The 23,042-nt window shown below is 70.8% G+C and carries 22 protein-coding genes; 15 read left to right on the top strand and 7 right to left on the bottom strand.

Annotated elements, in window-relative coordinates:
* Nucleotides 1-146 precede the first annotated feature (146 nt).
* Entirely contained in the window at nt 147-2,264 is a 2,118-nt protein-coding gene (locus AWB92_RS13300; protein ID WP_173817417.1) for an acyltransferase family protein, read from the bottom strand.
* Between the two features lie 51 nt (nt 2,265-2,315).
* Nucleotides 2,316-3,185, bottom strand: a complete 870-nt coding sequence (locus AWB92_RS13305) for an alpha/beta hydrolase-fold protein (protein ID WP_193791401.1) — start codon at nt 3,183-3,185, stop codon at nt 2,316-2,318.
* A gap of 97 nt (nt 3,186-3,282) precedes the next feature.
* Here AWB92_RS13305 and AWB92_RS13310 point away from each other — a divergent pair, with 97 nt between their 5' ends.
* From AWB92_RS13310 to AWB92_RS13325, 4 genes are all read left to right on the top strand, one after another.
* A complete protein-coding gene (locus AWB92_RS13310; RefSeq protein ID WP_241523444.1) occupies nt 3,283-4,956 on the top strand; it encodes an alkaline phosphatase family protein in 1,674 nt (557 codons plus the stop codon).
* A 91-nt stretch (nt 4,957-5,047) separates the two neighbouring features.
* Nucleotides 5,048-6,193, top strand: coding sequence for an LLM class flavin-dependent oxidoreductase (locus tag AWB92_RS13315; RefSeq protein WP_085186216.1), 1,146 nt, complete (start codon nt 5,048-5,050; stop codon nt 6,191-6,193).
* Between the two features lie 3 nt (nt 6,194-6,196).
* On the top strand, nt 6,197-7,537 hold the full coding sequence (locus AWB92_RS13320; RefSeq protein ID WP_085186218.1) for an MFS transporter: 1,341 nt from the start codon (nt 6,197-6,199) through the stop codon (nt 7,535-7,537).
* Between the two features lie 131 nt (nt 7,538-7,668).
* Nucleotides 7,669-9,024, top strand: a complete 1,356-nt coding sequence (locus AWB92_RS13325; RefSeq protein WP_085186298.1) for an amino acid permease — start codon at nt 7,669-7,671, stop codon at nt 9,022-9,024.
* On the opposite strand, the gene AWB92_RS13330 is transcribed toward AWB92_RS13325, so the two are convergent.
* Both AWB92_RS13330 and AWB92_RS13335 read right to left on the bottom strand, forming a co-directional pair.
* Entirely contained in the window at nt 9,008-9,403 is a 396-nt protein-coding gene (locus AWB92_RS13330; RefSeq protein WP_085186300.1) for a nitroreductase family deazaflavin-dependent oxidoreductase, read from the bottom strand. The two genes, AWB92_RS13325 and AWB92_RS13330, sit on opposite strands and share 17 nt — an antisense overlap.
* 33 nt (nt 9,404-9,436) lie before the next feature.
* On the bottom strand, nt 9,437-10,312 hold the full coding sequence (locus tag AWB92_RS13335) for a hypothetical protein (protein WP_241523445.1): 876 nt from the start codon (nt 10,310-10,312) through the stop codon (nt 9,437-9,439).
* Nucleotides 10,313-10,335: 23 nt separating this feature from the next.
* On the opposite strand from AWB92_RS13335, the gene AWB92_RS13340 reads away from it, so the two are divergent.
* The 8 genes from AWB92_RS13340 (at nt 10,336) to AWB92_RS13375 (ending at nt 18,038) form a co-directional block, all read left to right on the top strand.
* Nucleotides 10,336-10,677, top strand: a complete 342-nt coding sequence (locus tag AWB92_RS13340) for a hypothetical protein (RefSeq protein WP_068181635.1) — start codon at nt 10,336-10,338, stop codon at nt 10,675-10,677.
* Between the two features lie 62 nt (nt 10,678-10,739).
* Entirely contained in the window at nt 10,740-12,083 is a 1,344-nt protein-coding gene (gene hemL / locus AWB92_RS13345) for a glutamate-1-semialdehyde 2,1-aminomutase (protein WP_085186222.1), read from the top strand.
* Nucleotides 12,083-12,691 (top strand): histidine phosphatase family protein, encoded by a 609-nt coding sequence (locus AWB92_RS13350; protein WP_085186224.1) that lies wholly within the window; start codon nt 12,083-12,085, stop codon nt 12,689-12,691. Before hemL ends, AWB92_RS13350 begins: the two co-directional genes overlap by 1 nt.
* Entirely contained in the window at nt 12,688-13,278 is a 591-nt protein-coding gene (locus tag AWB92_RS13355) for a TlpA disulfide reductase family protein (RefSeq protein WP_173817415.1), read from the top strand. Before AWB92_RS13350 ends, AWB92_RS13355 begins: the two co-directional genes overlap by 4 nt.
* Entirely contained in the window at nt 13,275-14,054 is a 780-nt protein-coding gene (locus tag AWB92_RS13360; protein ID WP_085186226.1) for a cytochrome c biogenesis CcdA family protein, read from the top strand. Before AWB92_RS13355 ends, AWB92_RS13360 begins: the two co-directional genes overlap by 4 nt.
* Nucleotides 14,055-14,164: 110 nt before the next feature.
* Nucleotides 14,165-15,724 carry a cytochrome c biogenesis protein ResB gene (locus AWB92_RS13365; protein ID WP_085186304.1) on the top strand — a complete coding sequence of 520 codons (1,560 nt, stop codon included), beginning with the start codon at nt 14,165-14,167 and terminating at the stop codon, nt 15,722-15,724.
* On the top strand, nt 15,721-16,707 hold the full coding sequence (ccsB, locus tag AWB92_RS13370; RefSeq protein WP_085186228.1) for a c-type cytochrome biogenesis protein CcsB: 987 nt from the start codon (nt 15,721-15,723) through the stop codon (nt 16,705-16,707). The genes AWB92_RS13365 and ccsB overlap by 4 nt, the downstream gene beginning before the upstream one ends.
* A 44-nt stretch (nt 16,708-16,751) precedes the next feature.
* A complete protein-coding gene (locus AWB92_RS13375) occupies nt 16,752-18,038 on the top strand; it encodes a MinD/ParA family protein (RefSeq protein ID WP_085186306.1) in 1,287 nt (428 codons plus the stop codon).
* A gap of 6 nt (nt 18,039-18,044) precedes the next feature.
* Here the strand turns inward: AWB92_RS13375 and AWB92_RS29385 are convergent, their stop codons facing one another.
* Nucleotides 18,045-18,200, bottom strand: a complete 156-nt coding sequence (locus AWB92_RS29385; protein WP_142282082.1) for a hypothetical protein — start codon at nt 18,198-18,200, stop codon at nt 18,045-18,047.
* 46 nt (nt 18,201-18,246) lie between these two features.
* Here AWB92_RS29385 and AWB92_RS13380 point away from each other — a divergent pair, with 46 nt between their 5' ends.
* On the top strand, nt 18,247-18,600 hold the full coding sequence (locus AWB92_RS13380) for a DUF4229 domain-containing protein (RefSeq protein WP_085186230.1): 354 nt from the start codon (nt 18,247-18,249) through the stop codon (nt 18,598-18,600).
* 105 nt (nt 18,601-18,705) lie between these two features.
* Here the strand turns inward: AWB92_RS13380 and AWB92_RS13385 are convergent, their stop codons facing one another.
* Nucleotides 18,706-19,578 (bottom strand): 1,4-dihydroxy-2-naphthoate polyprenyltransferase, encoded by an 873-nt coding sequence (locus AWB92_RS13385; protein ID WP_085186308.1) that lies wholly within the window; start codon nt 19,576-19,578, stop codon nt 18,706-18,708.
* Between the two features lie 34 nt (nt 19,579-19,612).
* Here AWB92_RS13385 and AWB92_RS13390 point away from each other — a divergent pair, with 34 nt between their 5' ends.
* Both AWB92_RS13390 and AWB92_RS13395 read left to right on the top strand, forming a co-directional pair.
* Nucleotides 19,613-20,389: an S-methyl-5'-thioadenosine phosphorylase gene (locus AWB92_RS13390; protein WP_241523446.1), complete on the top strand. Its 777-nt coding sequence runs from the start codon at nt 19,613-19,615 to the stop codon at nt 20,387-20,389.
* A complete protein-coding gene (locus AWB92_RS13395) occupies nt 20,386-21,417 on the top strand; it encodes an NAD-dependent epimerase/dehydratase family protein (protein WP_085186234.1) in 1,032 nt (343 codons plus the stop codon). Before AWB92_RS13390 ends, AWB92_RS13395 begins: the two co-directional genes overlap by 4 nt.
* On the opposite strand, the gene AWB92_RS13400 is transcribed toward AWB92_RS13395, so the two are convergent.
* Nucleotides 21,414-23,021, bottom strand: a complete 1,608-nt coding sequence (locus tag AWB92_RS13400; protein WP_173817419.1) for a hypothetical protein — start codon at nt 23,019-23,021, stop codon at nt 21,414-21,416. The genes AWB92_RS13395 and AWB92_RS13400 overlap by 4 nt on opposite strands.
* Nucleotides 23,022-23,042: the final 21 nt, after the last annotated feature.

Consider the following 23,042-nt stretch of genomic DNA (forward strand, 5'->3'; position numbering starts at 1 on the left):
CAGGCGCGTTTGCAACTGCATCAGCCCGACGCCCGCGACGGGCGCGATGGCCGCAATGCAGATCAGCAGCAGCGGAGTCATCTTGAAAACCTCCAAACACCTTTCACTGATATGACGTTCGTGCATGGCGAGAAGTTCATTACGCGTCAGCCGTCCGCCAGGGCGCGGTCCGCGAGCGCACCGATCACCGGTGTCAGCAGTTGCGCGTATTCGGTCGTGATGTGGTTGTCGTCCCGGAAAACCAGGGTGTTGCCGACGATCACGGGGCAGCGGTCGACGGCGCAGAACAGGTCGGTCAGGTCGGCGTACTGCCCGCCGGCGACGGTGGTCGCCGCCCGCTCGGCGCCCATGCCGTCCTCGTCGAGCGCGGCCGATCGGGCCGGCGCGCACGCGGTGGCGTCGTCGAGGTGGCCCGACAGGCAGGCCGGCACCTGCCCGTGCGGATCCGGGGCGGGTCCAAGAACCAGGACGGTCGAGCCGATGTCGCGTAGCTGTTCCACCGTGCGCCCCACGGTGTCGATCCAGGCGGGGTCGTATGAGGTGAAACCGAAATCCGCCCCGTAGCGCCGGCTCATGTCCAGCACGATCAGCCGCGGGCGCTCGGCCTTCAGCCGGTCCATGATCTGGCCGCGCCACTGGACGCATTCGGTGTACTCGCGGCCGAGATACGGGCTGGTGATGCGAAGTTCTTGCAGCGGGCACGTCACCTTGGCCAGCGCCTCCAGCCGCCAGTGCCGCTGCTCGGCCACCCGCTGGAAGGCCGGCTCCCACATCGCGGCGTGCGAGTCGCCGACCAGGACCACCCTCGTCGGCGACGCCAAATCGCCCGTCGCGCAGTCGCTTTGGCCCACGTCGCGCCACGATCGCACGCATCCGTTCACGAAGACGGCGGCCTTGTCGGCGGGCGCCTTGGCGAGCGGCGGGTCGAGGTTGGACGGGACGGCGCGCAGCGCCGCGGACGCCGCGACGGCATCGCGCACCTGCGCGAAGGCCTGGCGCAGCGCCGCTTCGGTCGCGCTGACGGCGGCGACGCCGGGTGGGGGCACCGCGACGATGTTGGCCTTCGGCGCCGCCACCCCGTGACCGGCCGGCACCGGCGTCAACGTCAGCAACAGCACGCACGCGCAGGCCGCCGCCGCGCTGGCGGCGCCGGCCACCGCGAGGCTGGCCTTCGCCGATTGGCGCAGGCCAGCGGCGAACCGGCCGGGGTCCTCGACCAGATGCAGCGTGATCACGGCCAGGCCCGCCGACACGGCGGTCGCGGTCAGCCGGGCCGGCAGCCCGGCGGGCTCGCCCAGCAGCGGCGGCATGAGCAACAGCACCGGCCAGTGCCACAGGTACCAGGAGTAGGAGACCCGGCCGATCGCCCGCATCGCCGGCTTGCACAGCAGGCGCCCGGCGCCCAGCCCGCCCGTCACACAACCCGCGCCGATCACCAGCGCGGTGCCCAGCACGGGCAGCAGCGCGGCGGTGCCGGGGTAGGGGGTGCCCGGACCCAGCTGGGTGCAGGTGAGCGCGATCAGCCCCAGGCCGCCCCACCCCGCGATGGCCGCGGGCAGCAGGGGCAGCCTGCGCCACACCGGGATCGACAGGGCCACCAGGCCGCCCGCCGCCAGCTCCCAGGCGCGGGTCGGCAACGAGAAGAACGCGAAGGCTTGCGACGTGCGAGTCCACACCACGCCCGCCGCGAGTGACGCGGCCCCGACCACCGCGAGCACCACCGCATAGGGCGTCGCCCCCTTGCCGGCCCCGCCTTTCACGCGGCGGACCAGCCACGCGGTGCCAATGATGAGCACCGGCCACACCAGATAGAACTGCTCCTCGACGCCCAGCGACCAGTAGTGCTGGAACGGCGAGGGGGCGTCGGAGGACAGGTAGTCGGTGCCCTGACGGGCGAACCGGTAGTTGCCGACGTACAGGGCACTGGCGATGCCGTCGAGGAAGACGCTGCGCGCCTGCAGGGGTGGGAGCACCGCGGCCGCCGCGGCGGCGGTGACGACGCCGACGGTGGCGGCGGCGGGCAGCAGGCGCCGGGCGCGCGCGCCGTAAAAGCTTCCGAGCCGGATGGTGTCAGTGGTGGTGACCTCGCGCCACAGCAGGCCGGTGATGAGGAAGCCGGAGATGACGAAGAAGACGTCGACACCGATGTAGCCGCCGGTGACGCCAGGGATGCCCGCGTGGTAGAGCACGACGGCGATGACCGCGACCGCGCGCAATCCCTCGATGTCGGGCCGGAATCCCTTCCGTGAAGTCCGCCGCTCCACTCGACGTGGGCCGCTGGCGAGTACTTCCTGCCGGACTGTCATGTGCGTGGGCTAGGTCGCCATCCAGGTCAGTTCACCGGGCAACTGCGTGCGCCAGTAGCCGATGTCGTGTCCGCCCAGCGAGAAGCTGCCCGCCGGCTTGGTCTTCAGCTGGGCGACGAATTGTCTTGTGGCGAAATAGAAGCGGTCGAAGGTGCCGCAGTCCACGCGCAGCGGAATCGAGTTCAGCGCCGGCACACCCAGGACGCTGTTCTGCACCCAGTCGTCGTAGCTGTCGAAGGCTCCCTCCTCGCTGCCGGTGAAGGAGGTGTACAGCGCCGGGCTGACCGCGCAGATCCCGGCCGTGCGCGCCGGCCCCAGCTTGGCGCCCAGGTGCAGCGCCCCGTAGCCGCCCATCGACCACCCCATGAAAGCCACCCGGGAGGTGTCGAAACCCATCGACGACAGCATGGGCAGCAGCTCGTCGAGCACCATCGCGCCGGGATCCTCGCCCGAGGCCCTGCGGTGCCAGTAACTGTTGGCGCCGCCGTCGACACCCACCACCGCGAACGCCGGCTTGCCTTCCTTGACCAACTGCGCCAGCGCTTTCTCGACACCGCAGTCGAGCATCATGTTGGCGTCGCCGTCCTTGCCGTGCAGTGCGATGACCGGACGCAGGGTGCCGGCTTCGGCCTTTTGCCCGGGAGGCAGGGCGATCACCCAGTTGGTCTTGACGCCGCCGCGGGCCGCCGAGACGAAGGAACCGGTCAGTCTGTTCGGCAGGTTACTGCTGGCGGCCGACGGCTCGTACGGCGCGGGCGCCGCTTGCGGCTTGATCGGATCCAGCAGGGCGCTCAAGGCGAACACGCCGGCGGCCCCGAGGCTTGCGCCGGCACCCATCCGGAGCACCGCCCGGCGTGTCAGGTCAGGCATGATCGCAATGATGCCGCGCCGAGCCGACATTCCCGGCCGAGCCACGCCGTATTGGAAGCATTGCGTGATCTGGCGTGATCTGTTGGTCACGAAGAGGAGATCTTTGATGGTCCGTACGCCTGGTGTTGATGCGCCGTTCACCGGATGGGCCCCGGCTGAAGACCTGGACCCGGTACGCCTCGGCGGCATGGGATTGCAGCGTTTCGCCGCGGTGCTGGCGGCACTCGTCCTCGTCGCCGCGTGCGGGCATCGACCCCCGAGCCCGAGCGCGGAGCCGGCGACCGCCACGCCGATCCACCACCTGGTGGTGATCTTCGAAGAGAACGTCTCGTTCGACCACTACTTCGGCACGTATCCCCGCGCGGCGGGCGTCGACGGCCAACCATTCACCGCCACGCCCGCCACCCCCGGCGTGGACGGCCTGACCCCAGAGTTGTTGACGCACAATCCCAATTCGGTGCAGCCGATGCGGTTGGGCGGGCCCGGTCAGATCGTGACCTGCGATCAGGACCACGAATACCAGGCCGAACAACTGGCCTTCAACGGCGGCGCGATGGATCGGTTCGTCGAGCACACCGAGGGCGACCCGTGCCCGGCGCCGTCCTTCAATACACCCGGCCTGGTGATGGGCTATTACGACGGCAACACGGTGACCGCGCTGTGGAACTACGCGCAGCACTACTCGATGAGCGACAACTTCTACAACACCACCTTCGGCCCGTCGTCGCCCGGCCACATCAACCTGGTCTCGGGCCAAACGCACGGTGTGACAAAGAAATTCATGCTGGGCGGCCAGCCGTTCCCGCCGCACATGGTCATCGACGAAACCGGCAACGGCCTGGGCACCCTGATAAACGACTCGCAACCCTTCGGCGACGACTGCTCGTCACGCGACCAGGTGCAGTTCAGCGCCGACAACAAGAACATCGGCGACCTGCTGACCGCGAAGGGCGTCACCTGGGGCTGGTTCCAGGGCGGCTTCCGGCCCACCAACCGCAGGTCCGACGGCACCGCCGAGTGCGGCGCCACCCACAACATCGGCGAAACCCTCGGCGGGACCGGCAAAACCGGGGCGCTGCCGTTCGGCACCAAGCCCGACTACGTCCCGCACCACGAGCCGTTCCAGTACTACCCGTCGACCGCGAACCCGCACCACCTGCCGCCGAGCGCGACCGACCAGATCGGGCGCGGTGACCAGGCCAACCATCAATACGACCTGTCCGATTTCTGGGCCGCCGCGGACGGCGGTCACCTGCCGGCGGTGAGCTTCCTCAAACCGCCCGCCTACCAAAACGGGCACGCCGGCTACTCCGATCCGCTCGACGAGCAGCGGTTCCTCGTCGAGACGATCAACCACCTGCAGCGGCTCCCGCAATGGCGCGATACGGCGATCGTCGTCGCCTATGACGACTCCGACGGCTGGTACGATCACAAACCCTCGCCGATCGTGACCTCCTCGGCCACGCTCGAGGACGCGCTGAACGGTCCGGGCCGATGCGGTGATCCCGCCGCCGCGCCCGCGGCGTATCAGGGCCGCTGCGGGTACGGCCCGCGGTTGCCGCTGCTGGTGATATCCCCTTACGCCAGAACGAATTTCGTGGACCACACGTTGACCGACCAGACGTCGATCCTGCGGTTCATCGAGGACAACTGGAGCACCGGGCGCATCGGCGACCACTCGTTCGACGAGCGCGCGGGCGCGCTCACCGGGATGCTGGATTTCACCGGTCCCACCCAACCGGCGCTGGCCCTCGACCCCCGTACCGGCAACCCGCAATAGCGTCGACCCGGGATCCAATCTCGCAGTTTTCAACCCTCGCGCGTCCCGCCGATGTCCCGCACCATCGGGGGTTGGACACGAGGGAGGGTGAATGAGCCTGGCGTTTCATTGGTTCCTGCCGACGTACGGGGATTCGCGAAACCTGGTCGCGGGCGGGCACGGCACCGCGATGCACGGTGACCGGCCCGCGACGTTGCGGTATCTGCACCAGATCTGCGCGGCGGCCGAGGACAACGGCTTCGAGGCCGTGCTCACGCCGACCGGATTGTGGTGCGAGGACGCGTGGTTGACGACGGCGATGCTGATCGAGGGCACCGAGACGCTGAAGTTCCTGGTCGCGTTCCGGCCCGGGCTGCTCAGCCCCACCCTGGCGGCGCAGATGGCCGGGACGTTCCAGCGGCATTCGGGCGGCCGGCTGCTGCTCAACGTCGTCACCGGCGGCGAACCGCACGAGCAGCGCGCCTACGGGGATTTCCTGGACAAGGAATCGCGCTACGCCCGCACCGCCGAGTTCCTGCACGTGGTGCGGCAACTGTGGACCTCGCGGGAGCCGGTCACCTTCGCCGGGGACCACATCCGCATCGACGGCGCGCAGCTGAATAACCCGCCCGACCCGATCCCCGCGGTGTTCTTCGGCGGGTCGTCGGCCGCCGCAGGGCCGGTCGCGGCCAAGTACTCCGACGTCTACCTCACCTGGGGCGAGCCGCGGCCGGCCGTCGCCAAGAAGCTCGATTGGATCAGGGGGCGGGCGGCCGACGCGGGGCGAATCCTGCAGTACGGCTTGCGGATTCACGTGATCAGCCGTGACACCTCCGAGCAGGCGTGGGCCGAGGCCGACCGGCTGCTCGCCGCGGTCGACCCGGCCGACGTCGAGCGGGTGCAGGCCAGCCTGGCGCGCAGCGAGTCCGAGGGCCAGCGGCGCATGCTGGACCTGCACGGCGGCGACAGCGGCCGGCTCGTGGTCGGCCCCAACCTGTGGGCCGGGGTGGGCCTGGTGCGCGGCGGCGCGGGCACCGCGCTGGTCGGGTCGCACGCCGAGGTTGCCGAACGGCTGGCCGAATACGCGCGACTGGGCATCAGCCACTTCATCCTGTCGGGCTATCCCCACCTGGAGGAGGCGTACTGGTTCGGTGAGGGTGTCCTGCCGCTGCTCGAACGAAAGGGCTTGTGGCAGCACCCCAACCGCCAAGCACACCCGGCACCCTCGACGCCGTTCGCGATCGCGTCCGCGCAGTAAGCCATGGCAACCACGCTGCCCGACGCGGGCGTCGCCGCGCCGCAAGGTCACCAGGAATCCGACGCCGAACGCCGCCGCCGGCTGCGCATCGTGGTCGCCGCCAGCCTGCTGGGCACCACCGTGGAGTGGTACGACTTCTTCCTGTACGCCACCGCGGCGGGCCTGGTGTTCAGCAAGGTGTTCTTCCCCAACGAAACCTCGTTGGTGGGAACGCTTCTGGCGTTCGCGACGTTCGCGGTCGGGTTCGTCATGCGACCGATCGGTGGCCTGGTGTTCGGGCACATCGGGGACCGAATCGGTCGCAAGCGCAGCCTGGCGCTGACGATGCTGATCATGGGCGTCGCCACGGCGCTGATCGGGGTCCTGCCGACCGCCGCCCAGATCGGGGCCTGGGCGCCGGTGCTGCTGCTGACGCTGCGCATCCTGCAGGGGTTCGCGCTCGGCGGGGAGTGGGCCGGCGCGGTGCTGCTCGCCGTCGAGCACAGCCCCGCGGACCGCCGCGGCCGCTTCGGCGCCATTCCGCAGGTCGGCCTGGCGCTCGGATTGGCGTTGGGCACCGGCATTTTCGCGTTTCTGCAGATCGCATTGGGCCCCAGCCGGTTCCTGGCCTACGGCTGGCGGATCGGGTTCCTGCTGAGCCTGGTGCTGGTCGCGATCGGCATCGTGGTCCGCTTGCGGGTGGAGGAGACGCCGGCGTTTCGCGAGCTGGCCGACCTCGAGGCCACGTCCACCGTGCCCATCCGCGAGATCGTCCGCGAACCCCGATCCCGGCGCAACACCGTGCTGGGGCTGTTGTCGCGGTGGGCCGAGGGCTCGGCCTTCAACACCTGGGGTGTCTTCGCGATCAGCTACGCGACCGGCGCGTTGGGGTTCAACAAGGTGTCGGTCCTGGTCGTCGTGACCGTCGCCGCCCTGCTGATGGCGGTGCTGCTGCCGGTGTCGGGAATCCTGACCGACCGGTTCGGGCCGCGGCGGGTGTATCTGGTTGGCGTGGTGTGCTACGGCCTGTTGGCGTTCCCCGCCTTCGCGCTGTTCGGCACCAGGAACCTGCTGCTGTTCGGGCTCGCGATGGTAGTCGTGTTCGGTGTCGTGCACGCGCTGTTCTACGGCGCGCAGGGCACCCTGTACTCGGCGCTGTATCCCACCGCCACCCGCTACACCGGGCTGTCGTTCGTCTACCAGTTCTCCGGCGTGTACGCCTCCGGCGTGACCCCGATGATCCTGACCGCGCTGATCGCCGCCGACAGGAAGGCGCCGTGGCTGGCGTGCGGGTATTTGGTGGCCACGGCCTTCATCAGCGTGATCGCCACGGCCAGGATCCGCGAACGGGATTTGTACCTGTGAGCTGACCGGACTCGGCGTCCCCCCGCATCGAGACTGCGGTGAGCGCGTGATTTTCGCAAAATTCGCGATCTGCGCGCAGTCTCGGCGCCGCAACCGGTCGCGGCCCGTCCGCCGATGTGATGTGGTTAACCGTGGCCGGCACCACCCAACTGCGCCAAGGGCTATCGCAGCGTCAGCTCAGCATGATCGCCCTGGGCGGCGTGATCGGCGCCGGGTTGTTCGTCGGGTCGGGCGTGGTGATCAAGGACACCGGGCCCGCCGCGTTCCTGACGTACGCGCTGTGCGGCCTGCTGATCGTGCTGGTGATGCGGATGCTGGGGGAGATGGCCGCCGCCAACCCGTCGACGGGGTCGTTCGCCGACTACGCGGCGCAGGCCCTCGGCGGCTGGGCGGGGTTCTCGGTGGCCTGGCTGTATTGGTACTTCTGGGTGATCGTGGTCGGGTTCGAGGCGGTCGCCGGCGGCAAGGTCCTGGGCTACTGGTTCCACGCGCCGCTGTGGCTGCTCTCGCTGTGCCTGATGGTGCTGATGACCGCGACGAACCTGTTCTCGGTGTCGTCGTTCGGTGAATTCGAATTCTGGTTCGCCGGAATCAAAGTCGCCACGATCGCGATCTTTCTCGCCGTCGGCGCGGTGTTCGTGCTGGGCCTGCTGCCCGGCCATCACCACGCCGATTTCTCCAACCTCACGGCGCACGGCGGGTTCTTCCCGAAGGGCGTCGCGGCGGTCTTCGCGGCCATCGTGGTGGTGATCTTCTCCATGGTCGGCGCCGAGATCGTCACCGTCGCCGCAGCCGAGAGCCGCGACCCCGAGCTGGCGGTCCAGCGGGCGACGAGGTCGGTGGTGGCGCGCATCGGGATCTTCTTCGTCGGCTCGGTCTTCCTGCTCGTGGTGATCCTGCCGTGGAATTCGGTGGAGCTGGGCGCCTCCCCGTACGTTGCGGCGCTCAAACACATGGGCCTGCGGGGCGCGGATCAGGTGATGAACGCCGTGGTGCTCACCGCGGTGCTGTCCTGCCTTAACTCGGGCTTGTACACGGCGTCACGGATGCTATTCGTGCTCGCCGACCGGCGCGAGGCCCCGGCCCGGCTGGTCAGGCTCAGCCGGCGCGGCGTCCCCCACATCGCGATCCTGTGCTCGTCGGCGATCGGCTTCGGCTGCGTCCTGATGGCCTGGATCGCGCCCGGCACCGTCTTTCTGTTCCTGCTCAACTCGTCGGGCGCGGTCATCCTGTTCGTCTACTGGTTGATCGCGCTGTCGCAGATCGTCCTACGGCGCCGGACGCCCGACGAAAAGCTGCGGATCAAGATGTGGTTCTTCCCGGTGCTGTCCATCCTCACCCTCGCCGGGATCACCGCCGTGCTGGTGCAAATGGCGTTCGACCGCTCGGCGCGCAGCCAGCTCTGGCTCAGCCTGCTGTCGTGGGCGGTGGTGGTCGCGGTGTATTTCGCGGCCCGGGCCCGCGGCCGGGTCAGTCGGTCTTCGTGAACAACACCGCTTGCTCGAACGGTATACGGGAGAAGATCGGCCGCGCCCTGCTCGTTACGTGCGTGGCCGCCTCGGCCTTGGTGACCACCTGCGGGTCGGCGATGCCGAAGGTTTTGCCGTGGCGGCGCATCCGCCCACTCCCCGCGGCTTTGAGGTTCTTCAACCAGTCGCGGTCGGGGCCGTAGCTCAGCAGGACCGCCACGCCGGGTTTGCCATCGACGGTGGTAGTGAACGCGTTCACCGGTGTGCGATAAGGCTTTCCGGAGCGGCGGCCGACGTGCTCGATGATGGCGAAGGAAGGCGCCCAGCCCGCCCACATCCGCTGGATTGGGTTGGTGACGTGCCGGTTGAAGCGCGCGAGCCCCTGTGGAAGTTCCATGCCGTCCATCCAACTCGCCCACCCCGCCCCGCATCAAGGCATGCGGCGTGTCGCGGGCAGCAGCGCGCGCGCCAGCCTGGCCGGGCGGGACGGGGGCGGCCGCCAGGGCTGCTGATCGTGTGCCGGCCATGCGTAACAAGGGGTTTGGCCGTCCAGCAGCCGTCGCAGGCCGGGGATGGCCAGCTCGCGTGCGGACCAGTCGTAGAGCAGTTCGAGTCGCGGTTGGATGACCCCGACATCGAGCAGGTGCCCTACTCCGTGCTCGGCCCGCAAGTAGGGCGCGAGGTCCTCGCCCAGCGGGTAGCGATCGGGCAGCACCCGGGAAAGCGACAGGAATATCCCGGTCATGCCCAGGCGCGGGTCGCCGAGCGGCCGGCCGGCGACGGCCAGCCAGCCGAGCGCGAGGCGCGGGGAGGCGACCAGGGCGTGGGCGTACAGGACCCGCATCAGCACGAGGTTGATGAAGAAACGCTCGACGCGGGACTCGCGCGCGGCGAGGTGCAGGTTCTCCAGGTACGCGCTCACGACGCTGACATTGTGCGCCCGGTACCAACGCTGGGCGGAGGGCCGCCGGATGAACTCGAGCGTCGCGGCGACGGCCGGAGAGCTCGGCACGCCGGGATGGCCGAAGGCCAGGGCGCGCGCCTCCCATCCGTCGCGGAGTAGGCGCTCGTTCATCGCGCGCCACCACGGGCTCCCCGGGGACGGCCCCTCGGCCGGGTTGAGCAGCCCGCGCCGCAGCTGCCACCCCATGAAGGCCGACGCCGCCTGCCGATACGGCAGGTGTCCGCGGTCCACCCGCGCCGGGACTTCGTAGAGCTCCCGCATCAGCGCGAGGCGGGCGTGCGGATCGTCGCGGACGCCTTCCACCCGGGCCCGGGCGACCTCGACGGCCGTGTGCCGTGTCACCAGCGCAAGCGTAGTGTCGCGTCATGGCCGACTCCCCGGGTGACGAGGCCGCAGAGCGCGCCCAGGAGCTGCTGCGCAGGGAGGCCGAACTCGCCGCCCGCAAGGCCGTCACCGAGGACGACGTGAAGCGCGCCGCCGAGCGCGCCGACCGCGCCCACGAGCGGGACCAGGCGGCCCGTGAACGCGCGGTGTCGCGCCACTACGAGGCCGGCGCCGCCCACGAACGCGCCGCCGCGGTCGAGGAACTCGCGGTCGAGGAGGGCCTCGGCGACGTGGCCGCCCACCGGCGCGCGGCGGAAAAGGAACGCGAAGCCGCCCGCCGCGAGCTGCGGGCCGCCCAGCAAGCCGACCAGCAGGACGCCTGATAACCGGCGCTCTGCTACACCCTGTAGTTGAACGATCGGCCGAGGCTGGGACACTGGTCGGCATGGCTACCAGTGACCAGGCGACCGCCCATGCCGCGACCGCGAGAAGCGGCGTGGCGGCGTCGGCGCGGCTGTTCTCCGACGCCTGCGCCGTCATCCCCGGCGGGGTGAACTCCCCGGTGCGCGCGTTCACCGCCGTGGGCGGCACGCCGCGCTTCATCACCGAGGCCAAGGGCTACTGGCTCACCGACGCCGACGGCAACCGCTACGTCGACCTGGTGTGCTCCTGGGGCCCGATGATCCTCGGCCACGCCCACCCCGCCGTCGTCGACGCCGTCGCCACGGCCGCCGCCTCGGGCCTGTCGTTCGGGGCGCCGACGCCGGCCGAGAGCCAGCTGGCCGCCGAGATCATCGGGCGGGTGGCGCCGGTCGAGCGGATCCGGTTGGTGAACTCCGGCACCGAGGCCACGATGAGCGCCGTCCGGCTGGCCCGCGGGTTCACCGGGCGGGCCAAGATCGTAAAGTTCTCCGGCTGCTACCACGGCCATGTCGACGCGTTGCTCGCCGACGCCGGTTCCGGCGTCGCGACGCTGGGCCTGCCGTCCTCGCCCGGGGTGACCGGTGCGGCCGCGGCCGACACAATCGTGTTGCCCTACAACGACATTGACGCCGTCACGGAGACGTTCGCCCGGTTCGGCGACCAGATCGCCGCCGTGATCACCGAGGCCAGCCCCGGCAACATGGGCGTCGTCCCGCCGGGGCCGGGCTACAACGCGGCGCTGCGCGCGATCACCGCCGAGCACGGGGCGCTGCTGATCGTCGACGAGGTGATGACGGGGTTCCGGGTCAGCCGAAGTGGTTGGTACGGAATCGATCCCGTCGCCGCCGACCTGTTCACCTTCGGCAAGGTGATGAGCGGCGGGCTGCCGGCCGCCGCGTTCGGCGGGCGGGCCGAAGTGATGGAGCGGCTGGCGCCGCTGGGTCCGGTGTATCAGGCCGGCACGCTGTCGGGGAATCCGGTGGCGGTGGCCGCCGGGCTGGCCACCCTGCGCGTCGCCGACGACGCGGCCTATGCAGCACTGGACGCCAACGCCGATCGGCTGGCCGGGCTGCTGTCCGAGGCGCTGACGAAAGCCGGTGTGCCGCACCAGGTTCCGCGGGCCGGGAACATGCTCAGCGTGTTCTTCTCCGAAACACCGGTGACCGACTTCGCCGCCGCGCGGGCCAGCGAGACCTGGCGTTACCCGCCGTTCTTCCACGCCCTCCTGGACGCGGGCGTCTACCCGCCGTGCAGCGCCTTCGAGGCGTGGTTCGTCTCCACGGCCCTCGACGACGACGCATTCGACCGGATCTCGGCCGGGCTGGCCCTCGCGGCCCGCGCGGCCGCACAGGAGGACAGGCCCTGATGGCCGAACAGACCAAAGTCCACGTGGTGCGCCACGGCGAGGTGCACAACCCCACCGGCGTCCTCTACGGCCGGCTGCCCGGATTCCACCTGTCCGAGAGGGGACGGGCGCAGGCCGACGCGGTCGCCGAGGCGCTGGCCGACCGCGACGTCGCCGCCGTCATCGCCTCCCCGCTGCAGCGGGCGCAGGAGACCGCCGCGCCCATCGCCGCCAAGCACGGCCTCGCCGTGGACACCGACCCCGACCTGATCGAATCGCTCAACTTCTTCGAGGGCCGCCGCGTCGGCCCGGGCGACGGCGCCTGGCGCGACCCGCGGTTCTGGTGGCAGCTGCGCAACCCGTTCACCCCGTCCTGGGGCGAGCCCTACACCGAGATCGCGGCCCGCATGACGACCGCGGTGGACAAGGCGCGCGCCCGCGCCACCGGGCAGGAGGTGGTGTGCGTCAGCCACCAGCTGCCGGTGTGGACGCTGCGGCTGCACCTGAGCGGCAAGCGGCTCTGGCACGACCCGCGGCGACGCGAATGCGGGCTCGCCTCGGTGACGACCCTGGTCTACGACGGCGATCGCCTGGTCGACATCGAGTACTTCCAGCCAGCGGCGCCATGAGTGTGCGGCGGCTGGCGATGGCCGGGGCAGCGGTGGCCATTTTGCTGGCCGGCTGCACCGGTCGCGACGCCGTGGCGCAGGGCGGCACCTTCGAATTCGTCTCGCCCGGCGGCAAGACCGACATCTACTACGACCCGCCGTCCAGCCGCGGCCGCCCGGGGCCGCTGTCCGGGCCGGACCTGGCCGACGCGGCGCACACCCTGTCGCTGGACGACCCGACGTTCGCCGGCCGCGTCGTCGTCGTCAACATCTGGGGGCAGTGGTGCGGGCCGTGCCGGGCCGAGGTCGCCCAGCTGCAGCAGGTGTATGACGCCACCCGCGGCGCCGGGGTTTCCTTCCTGGGCATCGACGTCCGGGACAACAACCGGCAGGCGGCCCTGGACTTCGTCGACGATCACCACGTCAGCTACCCCTCCATCTACGATCCGGCGATGCGCACCCTGATCGCGTTCGGCGGCCGGTACCCGACCACCGTCATTCCGTCCACGCTGGTGCTGGACCGCGAGCACCGGGTCGCCGCCGTCTTTCTGCGGGAGCTGCTGGCCCAGGATCTGCAGCCCGTGGTGCAGCGGGTGGCCGGGCAGTGACCGGCTTCGCCCAGATCGCCGCCGCCGGGCCGCTGCTGCTGGCGCTCGGCGTGTGCCTGCTGGCCGGGCTGGTGTCGTTCGCCTCGCCGTGCGTGGTCCCGCTGGTCCCCGGCTACCTGTCCTACCTGGCCGCGGTCGTCGGGGTGGACGAGCAGCCGCCGCCCGGCGCCATCAAGGCGCCGCCCGCCGCCCGGTGGCGGGTCGCCGGCTCCGCCGCGCTGTTCGTCGCCGGGTTCACCACGGTGTTCGTCCTCGGGACCGTCGCCGTCCTCGGCATGACCACCGCGCTGATCACCAACCAGCTGCTGCTGCAGCGCGTCGGCGGCGTGCTGACCATCGTGATGGGCCTGGTGTTCGTGGGCCTGATCCCGGCGCTGCAGCGCCAGGCCCGGTTCAGCCCGCGACAGCTGACCACGGTCGCTGGGGCGCCCGTGCTCGGCGCGGTGTTCGCGCTCGGCTGGACGCCGTGCCTGGGGCCCACGCTGACCGGGGTGATCACGGTCGCGTCGGCCGCCGACGGCGCGAACGTCGCGCGCGGGGTCGCGCTGGTGATCGCCTACTGCCTGGGGCTGGGCATCCCGTTCGTGCTGCTGGCGTTCGGCTCGGCGGGGGCAGTCGGGGCGCTGGGCTGGCTGCGACGGCACACCCGGGCCATCCAGATCTTCGGCGGCGCGCTGCTGATCGCCGTCGGCGCCCTGCTGGTCACCGGCGTGTGGAATGACTTCGTCTCCTGGCTGCGCGACGCGTTCGTCTCCGACGTGAGGCTGCCGATTTGACGGCGCGAACAGACGCAAAAGCCCCCGAAATTGGGCCTTTTGGGGGGCTTTTGCGTCTGCTCGTGACCCTTCGCGCCACGGCCCGCAACACCTGGCGCGCGCTGACCTCGATGGGCACCGCGCTGGTGCTGCTGTTCCTGCTCGCGCTGGGCGCGATACCCGGCGCGCTGTTGCCGCAGCGCAGCCTCAACGCCGGCAAGGTCGACGAGTACCTGGCCACCCACCGCGTGATCGGGCCCTGGCTGAACCGGCTGCAGGCCTTCGACGTGTTCTCCAGCTTCTGGTTCACCGCCATCTATGTGCTGCTGTTCGTGTCCCTGGTCGGTTGCCTGACCCCACGGATGATCGAGCACGCCCGCAGCCTGCGCGCCACCCCGGTGGCCGCCCCGCGAAACCTGGCCCGGCTGCCCAAGCACGCCAGCGCCGAAATCGCCGGCGACGCGGCGGATCTCAACGCCCTGGCGAACACCATCGCCGGCCGACTGCGCGGCTGGCGCACGGCGATCCGGCACGAGGGCGAGGTCGTCGAGGTCTCGGCTGAGAAGGGCTACCTGCGCGAGTTCGGCAACATCGTCTTCCACTTCTCGTTGCTGGGCCTGCTGGTCGCCGTGGCCGTCGGCAAGCTGTTCGGCTACGAGGGCAACGTCATCGTCATCGCCGACGGCGGCCCCGGCTTCTGCTCGGCCTCGCCGGCGGCGTTCGACTCGTTCCGCGCCGGCAACACCGTCGACGGCACGTCGCTGCACCCAATCTGCATCCGGGTCAACGACTTTCAGGCGCACTACCTGCCGTCGGGGCAGGCCACCTCGTTCGCCGCGGACATCGACTACCAGAACGGCGGCGACTTGGCCGCCAACAGCTGGCGGCACTACCTGCTGGAGGTCAACCACCCGCTGCGCGTCGGCGGCGACCGGGTATACCTGCAGGGCCACGGCTACGCGCCCACGTTCACCGTGACCTTCCCGGACGGGCGGTCGCGCACGTCGACCGTGCAATGGCGACCCGACAACCCGCAGACCCTGCTGTCGTCGGGGGTGGCGCGCATCGACCCGCCCGCCGGCAGCTATCCCAACGCGGCCGAGCGCCGCCAGCACGAGATCGCCATCCAGGGCCTGTTGGCGCCGACCGAGCAGCTCGAGGGCACTCTGCTGTCGTCGCGGTTCCCGGCGCTGAACGCCCCGGCCGTCGCCGTCGACATCTACCGCGGCGACACCGGCCTGGACACCGGGCGGCCGCAGTCGTTGTTCACGCTGGACCCCCGGCTGATCGAGCAGGGGCGGCTGACCAAGGAGAAACGGGTCAACCTGCGCGCCGGCCAGGAGGTCCGGCTTGACGCGGGCCCGGCGGCCGGCACCGTCGTCCGCTTCGACGGCGCCGTGCCGTTCGTCAACCTGCAGGTCTCCCACGACCCCGGCCAGGCCTGGGTGCTCGTCTTCGCGGTCACGATGATGGGCGGGCTGGTGGTGTCGCTGCTGGTGCGCCGCCGCAGGGTGTGGGTCAGGCTCCGCCCGGCGGCCGGTACGGTGAACGTCGAACTGGGCGGGCTGGCGCGCACCGACAACTCCGGGTGGGGCGACGAGTTCGAGCGGTTGACCGAGCGGTTGTTGCACGGGCTGGGCGAGCCCGACACCGCCGGGTCCGTAAGGAGTTCTCAGGTGGACGTCAAATGAACACGCTGCACGTGAACGTCACGCTGGCGCGCTACTCCGACTGGGCGTTCACCTCGGCGATCGTGGCCCTTGTCGTCGCGCTGCTGCTGCTGGCCGTGGAGCTGGCCTACGTCGGCGCCCGGCGCGCCGATCAGCGCGCGGCGGTACTGGCCGGCTCGGTCGCGGCCGACAGCTCGGTCCCCGGCATCGTGGAGGACGCCGACGCGCGGCCGTTCGACGAGCGGGTCGGGCGGGCCGGGCTGGCCGTGGTCTACCTCGGCATCGGGCTGTTGCTGGCCTGCATCGTGTTGCGCGGCCTGGCCACCGTGCGTGTGCCGTGGGGCAACATGTACGAGTTCATCAACCTGACGTGCTTCTGTGGCCTGGTCGCCGGGGCGGTCGTGTTGCGCCGCCCCCAGTACCGCCCGCTGTGGGTCTTCCTGCTGCTGCCGATCCTGATCCTGCTGACCGTTTCCGGGCGCTGGCTCTACACCAACGCCGCCCCGGTGATGCCCGCGCTGCAGTCCTACTGGTTGCCGATCCACGTGTCGGTGGTCAGCCTGGGCTCCGGGGTGTTCATGGTCGCGGGCATCGCCAGCATCCTGTTCCTGCTGCGCACGTCGCGGCTGGGTGATCCGCAAAACGAACGGGCCGACGGCGCGCTGGCCCGGATGGTCCGGCGCCTTCCCGACGGCCAGACCCTGGACCGCGTCGCCTACCGCACCACGATCTTCGCGTTCCCGGTGTTCGGTTTCGGGGTCATCTTCGGCGCGATCTGGGCCGAAGAGGCCTGGGGCAGGTATTGGGGCTGGGACCCCAAGGAGACGGTTTCGTTCGTCGCGTGGGTGGTATACGCGGCCTATCTGCACGCCCGGTCGACGGCCGGATGGCGGGACAGGAAGGCGGCCTGGATCAACGTCGCGGGTTTCGTCGCCATGATCTTCAATTTGTTCTTCGTTAACCTGGTGACCGTGGGCCTGCATTCGTATGCAGGCGTGGGATGACAGTCAGCAACCGACCCGAGTAACACACAACAGGGGGAGTGCACGTGTCCGACCATCCAACCACCGGCGTGGGTGCGCCCGAGCCGACCACGCAGCCGCCCCCCGAAGCGCCGCCACAGCAGCCGGCGGAACCGGGCGACGAGGCGCCCACCCGCGCGTTCGCCGGATTCCGCACCGAGCGGCGGGTCCCCGGACCCGAGCGGCGGCAGGCGGCCGCCCCCACCGCGCCCGGCCCGGCGCCCGGCGGCATGCCGCCCTGGGATCCCACACCGGTGACCGGGATCCCGCGCGTCGACCCGACCGCGTTCGGGGCCTATTACAACGGGCCATCTGAGGCGCCACCGGCCGAGGCGCAGGCGCCCCCGTACCGGCCCGAGCACCTGCCGCACACGCCGTATCCGGAGCTGTCAACCGGGATGCTGTTGCGGCCGGTCAAACCGCCGCCATCCGAGGGTTGGCGGCGGGTGATCTACGACCTGTCCGGTCACCTGATCAACCTGGGCGAGAGCCCGCGGGCCCAGCGTCACAACAACCTGGTGGCGCAGGTCAACCGGCCCTTGCGGGGTTGCTACCGGATCGCGCTGCTGTCGCTGAAGGGCGGCGTCGGCAAGACCACGATCACCGCGACGCTGGGGTCGACGTTCGCGTCCATCCGCGGGGACCGCGTGGTGGCCGTCGACGCCAACCCCGACCGGGGCACGCTGAGCCAGAAGATCCCGCTGGAGACGGCGGCGACGGTGCGCCAACTGCTGCACGACGCCGGAGCCATCGAGCGCTACAGCGACGTCCGCCGGTACACCTCGAAGGGCCCGAGCGGCCTGGAGGTGCTGGCGTCGGAAACTGACCCCGCGATCTCCGACGCGTTCGGCGCCGAGGACTACAGCCGGGTGCTGGAGATCCTGGAGCGGTTCTACGGCCTGGTGCTCACCGACTGCGGACCCGGGCTGCTGCACTCGGTGATGTCGTCGGTGCTGGAAAAGGCCGACGTGTTGCTGGTCGTCGCGTCGGGGTCGATCGACGGCGCGCGCAGCGCCTCGGCGACGCTGGACTGGCTGGACGCCCACGGGCACGAGGAGCTGGTCCGCAATTCGATCGCGGTCATCAACGCGGTGCGCCCACGCACCGGCAAGGTCGACATGAACAAGGTGGTCGACCACTTCTCGCGCCGCTGCCGGGCGGTGCGGCTGATCCCGTTCGACCCGCACCTCGAGGAGGGCGCCGAGATCGACCTGGACCGGCTGCGGCGCGGCACCCGCGAAGCGCTCACCGAGCTGGCCGCCGTCGTGGCCGACGGGTTCCCCGGTGACCAGCGCAACCCGGGTCTGGTTTAGGAGGGACTAGCGGGGGTTATCCCCGTGGCCTAACCGCCGCAAGAAGTCAGGATCGTCGTCGGGCCCGATGACGCGGGTCTTCGGCCGGGCCTGTGACCGCGCCGCGCGCCAGCCAACGTAGATCAGCGTTCCCAGGATCAGAACGAGTAGCAGGTAGAGCACTCAACACCTCCTCCGAGCGAATATACGCGGGCCGTAGGCTCGGGGTGTGCCAGAACGGCCCAGCCACAGCAGCACCGACGAGCGCCCGCGCAATCGGGTGGTCGTCGACGTTTTGCTCTACGCCGCGGCGCGGCTGGCGCTGGTCGCGGCGCTGAGCGGCGCGATCTACGGGCTCGCGCGATTGCTGGGGATCGCCCAGTTCCCTGTCGTGGTCGCGGTGTTGTTCGCTCTGATCATCGCGATGCCATTGGGCATCTGGGTGTTCGGCCCGCTGCGCCGTCGCGCTACCGCGTCGCTCGCGATAGCCGGCGAACGCCGGCGCCGCGAACGCGAAGAGCTGCAGGCCCGGCTGCGTGGCGAGGAGGCGCCGCGGCCGGAGCCGGACGCGCCGGACGCTTAGCCTCCCCTCGTTTGCGTGTGCATCGACGGCGTCGCGCGTGCATCCGGGGCGAAAAAATCGCCCGGATCCCGCCGTCGGTTCACACTCAAGACCCTGAATGCACACTCAGTGCGCGAGGGCCAACGCGCTTGCCACCGCGAACGCCCACACCACCATCGCCAACCCCGTGTCCCGCAGCACCGGAATCAGCTCGCGCCCGCCGCGGCCGGAGCGCACCGGGGCGAGCGCGCGCAGGGCGAGCGGCGTGGCGACCAATCCCACGGCGCACCCCGGCGTCGCCGCCATCAGCACCAGCGTCGCGACCCCCGCGGTCGCCATCAGGGCCTGGTAAAGGATCCGGGTGCGGGCATCGCCCAGGCGCACCGCCAGGGTGATCTTGCCGGACTGTGCGTCGGTGGGGATGTCGCGCAGGTTGTTGGCCACCAGCACCGAGGACGACATCGCCCCGATGGCTACCGCCAGCACCGCCCCGACCCAGTCCACCCGCAACGCCTGGGTGTACTCGGTGCCCAGCACGGCAACCAGGCCGAAGAACACGAACACCGCGACCTCGCCAAACCCCGCGTAGCCGTACGGCTTTGAGCCGCCGGTGTACAGCCACGCGCCGGCGATGCAGGCCGCGCCGACCGCGATCAGCCACGGCGCGCTCAGCAGCGCCAGCACCAGCCCGGCGACCGCACCCAGCGACAGGCTCGTCACCGCCGCGGTCAGCACCGCGCGCGGGGCGGCCAACCGCGAGCCCACCAACCGGACCGGGCCGGCGCGCTCGTCGTCGGTGCCGCGGATGCCGTCGGAGTAGTCGTTGGCGTAGTTCACGCCGACGATCAGCGCCAGCGCGACGGCCAGCGCCAGCACCGCCTTCCACCACACCGCGGACCCCAGCCACGCCGCGGCGCCCGTGCCCGCCACCACCGGCGCCACCGCGTTGGGCAGCGTGCGGGGCCGGGCACCCGAGACCCACTGCGCGAGACTGGCCACCAAGCCATCCTGCCTCATGCACCACAATGGGCGGATGCTCGGAGTCATCGGCGGCAGCGGCTTCTACACGTTCTTCGAGTCCGACACCCGCGACATCGACGTCGACACCCCCTACGGGCCGCCCAGCGCCCCGGTCACGGTGGGCGCCGTCGGCGACCACGAGGTCGCCTTCCTGCCCCGGCACGGTGCGACCCACCAGTTCTCGGCGCACACCGTGCCGTATCGGGCCAACATGTGGGCGCTGCGCAAGCTCGGCGTGCGGCGGGTTTTCGGCCCCTGCGCGGTGGGCAGCCTGAACCCCGACAACGGCCCGGGTGCGGTGGTGGTGCCCGACCAGCTGGTGGACCGCACCACCGGCCGCCCCGACACCTACTTCGACTCCGGCGCCGTCCACGTCGACTTCGCCGACCCGTACTGCCCCACCCTGCGGGCCGCGGCCACGGGCCTGCCCGACGTCATCGACGGGGGCACCATGGTGGTGATTCAGGGGCCGCGGTTTTCCACCCGGGCGGAGAGCCGCTGGTTCGCCTCGGCCGGCTTCAGCCTGGTCAACATGACCGGCTATCCGGAGGCGGTGCTGGCCCGCGAACTCGAAATATGTTATGCGGCAATCGCGTTGGTGACCGACCTGGATGCCGGCGTCCGGGCCGGTGAGGGCGTGAAGGCCGTCGAGGTATTCGCCCAATTCGAGAAGAACATCGGGCCGTTCAAGGAGCTGGTGCGCGCCGCGATCGGCCGGGTCGCCGCCGAGCGCGACTGCACGCACTGCCAGCCGCACACCGGCGTGACCCTGCCGGTGGAGTTGCCGTGAGGGTGCTGCTGACCGGGGCGGCCGGTTTCATCGGATCGCGCGTGGACGCGGCGCTGCGGGCGGCCGGTCACGACGTGGTCGGCGTCGACGCGATGCTGCCCGCGGCGCACGGCCCGAATCCCGTGCTGCCGCAGGGCTGTCGACGCGTCGACGTCCGCGACGGCGACGCGCTGGCCCCGCTGCTGGACGGCGTGGACCTCGTGTGTCATCAGGCCGCGATGGTCGGTGCCGGCGTGGACGCGGCCGATGCGCCGGCCTACGGCGGCCACAACGATTTCGCCACCACGGTGTTGCTGGCGAGGATGTTCGCCGCGGGCGTGCGCCGCCTGGTGCTGGCCTCGTCGATGGTGGTCTACGGGCAGGGCCACTACGCCTGCCCCGAGCACGGGCTCGTCGACCCGCCGCCGCGCCGCCGCGCTGACCTCGACGCCGGGATCTTCGAAAACCATTGCCCGACATGCGGGCTCGATGTGACGTGGCGACTGGTCGACGAGGACGCCGCGCTGCGCCCGTGTAGCCTGTACGCGGCCAGCAAGACCGCGCAGGAGCATTACGCGCTGGCGTGGTCGGAGGCGACGGGCGGCTCGGTGGTGGCGCTGCGCTACCACAACGTCTACGGGCCGGGCATGCCGCGCGACACCCCGTACTCCGGGGTGGCGGCGATCTTCCGCTCGTCGCTGGAAAAGGGCGAGCCGCCAAGCGTTTTCGAGGACGGCGGCCAGATGCGCGATTTCGTGCACGTCGACGACGTCGCCGCCGCGAACGTGGCCGCCGCGGAGTCCGACCGTGACGGCTTCACCGCCGTCAACGTCTGCTCCGGGCGGCCGATCTCGATCCTCGATGTCGCCACCGCGCTGTGCGAGGCGCGGGACGGTTCGATCTCCCCGGTAATCACGGGGCAGTACCGCAGCGGCGACGTGCGCCACATCGTCGCCGATCCCGCGCGGGCGGCCGAGGTGTTGGGGTTTCGCGCGGGCATCGACCCGCGCCAGGGCTTGCGCGAATTCGCCTTCGCGCCTTTGCGTTAACTCGACGGCGGGCGGAAGATCCGGGGCTTTTGGACGGGGATCTGCCGGGTGGCCGAGTCGTCGCCGCGGAAGATCCGCGGCGAACCGGCGAGCTGCCGCGTCGCTCCGCCGGCCGGGATGCGCGTCGTCGCCGCGGCCGACGGGGCCGCGTGGCCCACGGGGATCCGCGTCGTCGGCGCACCGGGGCCGGGGTGGGTGCCGGCCGGGCCGCCACGCGTGTGGGCAGGACGGCGGCGCTGGCGTCGCGCGCGCCGCGCGCCGAGCTGCCCGGTGATGATGGCCGCCGCGAGGATGCACAGCGCCAGCACGCACAGGGCGACGTCGAAGGTGCTGGTGATCTGTTGGGCGAGGTTGTTGCCGTACACGGGATTCGGCGCCGGAGCGTTGGGCGCCTCCTCGAACCGCGGCGCCAGCGCGACGCCGAGCACGACACGGGAAATGCCCAGTGTCGCAACCAGTCCGCACAGCGACGAGATCAGCCTGGGCGACACGGCGTCGTTGCTCAGGTTAATGCGCAGCCAGATGGCCAGCACCGCGGTCGCCAGGTCGAAGGCCGCCAGCACCATGCTGTCGTAGCGCGAGAACGGGTAGTTCAGGGTCACCGCGACGGCCAGGTCGGTGATGCGCATGGCCATCGACCCCAGGCACCAAACGATGATGAGCAGCAACCCGTTTCGGGCCGCCGCGCGCCACGCGTTCTCCTCCGTCGCCGAGGCGTCACGGCGGGCCGACAACGCCGCGGGCGCGAAAATGGCCGCGGCCGCCGCCCACGCCAGGTAGCCCTCGAAGCCCACCCCCGCCGTCGACGTGTTCTGCGCTATGCCGTGGAACGCGTCAATGTCGCGGCCGACCGGAAGGATCCACACCAGGAGTCCGGCGACCAGCGTCGAGACCCCGAGGGCCACGGTTGCCAGCCGGGAAGCCCTGGTGCTGCGCAGCAGCCACCTCGACCCGACCAGGACGGCGAGCAGCGCCACCGAGCCGTACACCAACGCGGTCGCGATCACTGCGATGTTCTGCTTGCCGAAGCCGGCCGAGCCGCTCGCGTCGTGCAGCGCGTATTTCAGCCGCCAGAACAGGTTGAAGCAAAAGCTCAGCGCCGCGCCCACCATCGACGCGTAGCCGATGACCCGCACCGGCCTGGGGTTGTCATTTGAGTCGGCCGCGACCGGCCGCGCGCTCAGCAGCGAGCCGGCGATGCCCAGCCACGCCCCGGGCCCGACACCGCCGGGCACGTTCACGCTGCCACCGAACCGCACGGTCTCGAACGCGTCGAACGCGACGAAGCCGATGACCAGCAACACGTAGGGAACGTTGAGCGCCAGCCGAAGGCGGCCCGCCCGCGCGGGATTGAACTTCGGACTTGCCGATCGCCAGGAACCGGCCAGCACGATCGATGCCAGCGACAGCAGCGTCACGACGAACAGCACCGCCAACAGCGGCTTGTTGCTGCCGTCGATTCCCAAGCCGAAATACAGGTTCCACGGCAACAGCAGCGCCACGACGAGCATGGCGGCCGCGGTCAGATCGATCGCGACGTCCGAACGGCGGCGGGGCTGCGCGCCCGGCGGCGCCGGCCGCGTCTGCGGCGTCCGCCCGCGGATCGGCCCGGTAGGGGCGTCGTC

Source organism: Mycobacterium sp. IEC1808 (assembly GCF_002101935.1).
Lineage (GTDB): Bacteria > Actinomycetota > Actinomycetes > Mycobacteriales > Mycobacteriaceae > Mycobacterium.